The following is a 3,448-nucleotide window of genomic DNA, read 5'->3' as shown; positions in this document are numbered from 1 at the left end:
GCCGGTGGCGCTGCCGACCGGGGCCGCCGGAGCGGGCGCGGGTTCGGCGGCGGTCTCGGTGCGCTGGATCCGTACCACGTCGCCACGCTTGACCAGGCTGCCCGGGCTGCGGCCGCCGAAGCCCTGCTTCTCGGTCAGAGTCAGCTCGGTGCCGTCGCCGAGCACCACCTGGGCCTGGCCGCCGGTGGTGCCGAGCACCACCGCGGGCAGCAGGTTGGCCTGGGCCGGGATGGCGCGCAGGCGCTGGCGCGCGGTCGCGGCGTCCTCGCCGGCGGCGAGGTCGAAGTGCTGCTCGACCCCGTGCCAGCCGTGGCGGCGGTCGTAGACCGAAAGCCCGTCGCGCACGGCCTTGTCGGCGGCGACCTGCAGGGTCGGGTCGATGGTGGTGGTGACGTGATAGCCCTTGGTCAGCGCCTCGGCGCCGTAGCGGGCGATCATTTCCTGGCGCACCATCTCGGCCACGTAGGGCGCGTAGACCTCGACGGGGCGCTCGTGCGGGCTGGCGTGCATCGGCACGGCCTTGGCCTGCGCGGCTTCGTCGGCGCTGATGAAGCGCTGCTCGGCCATGCGGTCCAGGATGTAGTCGCGGCGCAGCTTGGCGCGGTCGGGATTGCTGAGCGGGTTGCCGCTGGACGGGAACTTCGGAATGCCGGCCAGCGAAGCCATCTCGTCGAGCGAGAGCTCGCTCATTTTCTTGCCGTAATAGAACTCGGCCGCGGCGCCGACGCCGTAGGCGCGGTTGCCGAAGAAGCTCTTGTTCAAGTACAGCTCGAAGATCTCGTCCTTGCTGAGCTCGCGCTCCATGCGCATCGCCAGCAGCATTTCGCCGAGCTTGCGCTTGTAGCTGTATTCCGAGCTCAGGAAGAACTGGCGCGCGACCTGCTGGGTGATGGTCGAGCCGCCCGGGACGCGCTTGTCGTCGGTGGTCGCCAGCAGCCAGATCGCCCGGCCGATGCCCTTGTAGTCGATGCCGTGGTGTTTGTAGAAGCGGGCGTCCTCGATCGCGATGAACGCCTGCTTGAGCCGCTCGGGCACGTCCTCGATGGCGATCGGGTAGCGCCGGGTCTCGCCGAACAGCGCCATCAGGCGCCCGTCGCGGGCATAGACGTACATCGGCTCCTGCAGCTCGACCGTGCGCAGGGTCTCGACGTCGGGAAGCTTGGGGACGATCAGGTAGTACAGGGTGCCGAGCGCGATGGCGCCCAGCAGGACTGCGCCGATGAACGCATACAGCGCCCAACGCAGCCAACGGCGAATACGGGACATCGAATCGGATTCCGGAGTCGGTGGTCGTGACGGGCAAGTATAGAGGAGCGCGGATCGCGCCCCCGGTCCGGCCGCGGGTCCGGGTCCGGGGTCGGGGTCGGTTCCGGTTCCGGGTTCGGTTCTGGCGCCTGCCGTCCGTTGGGGGGGGGGGGCGACGCGGCCCCGCCGGTCGAGTAGGGTAGTGCTGCGATCACGCGCCGCACGGCGGCCGCGATGGCGCGATTGGGGCGATCGGCACGGAACGGGATGACGGAAGGTCGGGCTGGGGAGGGCCTGTGGTGTTGCGCCGTCTTACACGCAGTCGCCAGACTGACGGTGGGGGTCACGTGACGTTGCGGGTCAAAAAAGCACGACTGGGTTGGCAATCGCGAAAGAAGTGGTTGCCAGCCTGTGAAAAGTCCGTTATCTAAGCCGGGGCCACACGAAGTGCGCGTAAGCGCTTGTGGCATGGGGAGATAACTGTGGGACTCATCACGAAAAGCCAGCCGGCGTTGGTCGGCGTGGACATCAGTTCGACGGCGGTGAAGCTGTTGCAACTCTCACGAGTCGGCAATCGCTACCGCGTTGAGCATTATGCTGTCGAACCGCTGCCGCCGAACGCGGTGGTGGAGAAGAACATCGTCGAGGTCGAGGCGGTGGGCGAGGCGATCAAGCGTGCGGTCGCGAGGTCGGGGACCCGGGTCAAGCACGCCGCCGCGGCCGTCGCCGGATCCTCGGTGATCACCCGCGTGATCGGCATGCCGAACGACCTGGAAGGGGACGAGTTGGAATCGCAGATCGAGCTGGAGGCGGCCAACTACGTGCCGTATCCGATCGATGAGGTGAACCACGACTTCGAGGTGCTCGGCCCGATGCCCGGCAGCCCGGACATGGTCCAGGTACTGCTCGCGGCGTCACGTTCGGAGAACGTCGAGGTTCGCGCTTCGGCGCTGGAGCTCGGCGGACTGACGCCCCGCGTCATGGACGTGGAGGCGTTCGCGATCGAGAACGCCTTCGCCCTGCTGGCCGACACGCTGAGCAGCCCGCGCGACGGCCTGGTCGCCCTGGTCGATTCCGGTGCGACCATGACCACGCTCAACGTTCTGCGCAACGGCCGCAGCCTGTACCACCGCGAGCAGGTCTTCGGCGGCAAGCAGCTGACCGACGAGGTCATGCGCCGCTACGGTCTGAGCTACGAGGAAGCCGGTCTGGCCAAGCGCCAGGGCGGGCTGCCCGAGAGCTACCAGGCCGAGGTGCTGGAGCCGTTCAAGGAAGCGATGGTCCAGCAGGTCAGCCGCCTGTTGCAGTTCTTCTACGCCGGCAGCGAATTCAACCGCGTCGACCAGATCGTACTGGCCGGCGGCGGCGCTTCGATTCCGCGCATCGCCGAGATGGTCGAGGAACAGCTCGGCGTCCCGACCACGGTGGCCAACCCGCTCGCCCACATGACCCTCGGACCGCGCGTCCAGGCGCATGCCCTGGCACAGGACGCTCCCGCGCTGATGATCGCCTGCGGCCTGGCCCTGAGGAGCTTCGACTGATGGCACGCATCAACCTGCTCCCGTGGCGCGCCGAACGGCGCAAGGCACGACAGAAAGAGTTCGGCGCCATCCTCGGCCTGTCGGCCCTGGTCGCCGTCGCTCTTTCGGTGCTGATCGTTTTCTATTACAGCAGCGAAATCAGCGGCCAGCGCAAGCGCAATGCCTTTCTTGATGCGCAGATCGTCGAGGTCGACAAGAAGATCACCGAGATCGAAGAGCTCGACAAGAAGAAGGCCAAGCTGCTCGCCCGCAAGGAAGTGATCGAGAAGCTGCAGTCCAACCGCTCGCAGATGGTCCATCTGTTCGATTCGCTGGTGCGCACCATTCCCGATGGCGCGGTGCTGACGGCGATCAAACAGGACGCGGAAATCCTGACGCTCGAAGGCCGGGCCCAGTCCAACGCCCGCGTCAGTACCTATATGCGGACCTTGGAAACTTCCGGCTGGATGACCAAGCCCGACCTGACCATCATCGAAGCCAAGGGCAACGAGAAGGGCCTACCGTACGAGTTCAAGCTCCAGGTCACCCTGGCGAATCCGAACGCGCCGAAGGACGAGGACGGCGACGGCGTGCCGGATGCGCCGGCCGCTACGGCCGAGGCTACCGATGCGGCCGCCGCTACGACGCCTGCCGGAGCCGCAACGGGCACCACGCCGCCCGCC

Annotated in this window: 3 protein-coding genes; 2 read left to right on the top strand and 1 reads right to left on the bottom strand. The window is 67.2% G+C overall.

The window, feature by feature from the left end:
* On the bottom strand, positions 1–1,266 hold a 1,266-nt coding region (locus ACSAMQ_RS20210; RefSeq protein ID WP_435397374.1), incomplete at its 3' end, for a transglycosylase domain-containing protein.
* 461 nt (positions 1,267–1,727) lie between these two features.
* On the opposite strand from ACSAMQ_RS20210, the gene ACSAMQ_RS20205 reads away from it, so the two are divergent.
* Both ACSAMQ_RS20205 and ACSAMQ_RS20200 read left to right on the top strand, forming a co-directional pair.
* Positions 1,728–2,786 carry a pilus assembly protein PilM gene (locus tag ACSAMQ_RS20205; RefSeq protein ID WP_057919051.1) on the top strand — a complete coding sequence of 353 codons (1,059 nt, stop codon included), beginning with the start codon at positions 1,728–1,730 and terminating at the stop codon, positions 2,784–2,786.
* A partial coding sequence (locus ACSAMQ_RS20200; protein WP_435397373.1) for a PilN domain-containing protein occupies positions 2,786–3,448 on the top strand: 663 nt, incomplete at its 3' end. The genes ACSAMQ_RS20205 and ACSAMQ_RS20200, both read left to right, overlap by 1 nt.

Origin of the sequence: Lysobacter sp. 1R34A (assembly GCF_051217035.1) — a bacterium.
Taxonomy (GTDB): Bacteria; Pseudomonadota; Gammaproteobacteria; order Xanthomonadales; family Xanthomonadaceae; genus Lysobacter.
The sequence above is the reverse complement of the archived record's forward strand: the minus strand, read 5'-3'. Positions and strand labels throughout refer to the sequence as shown.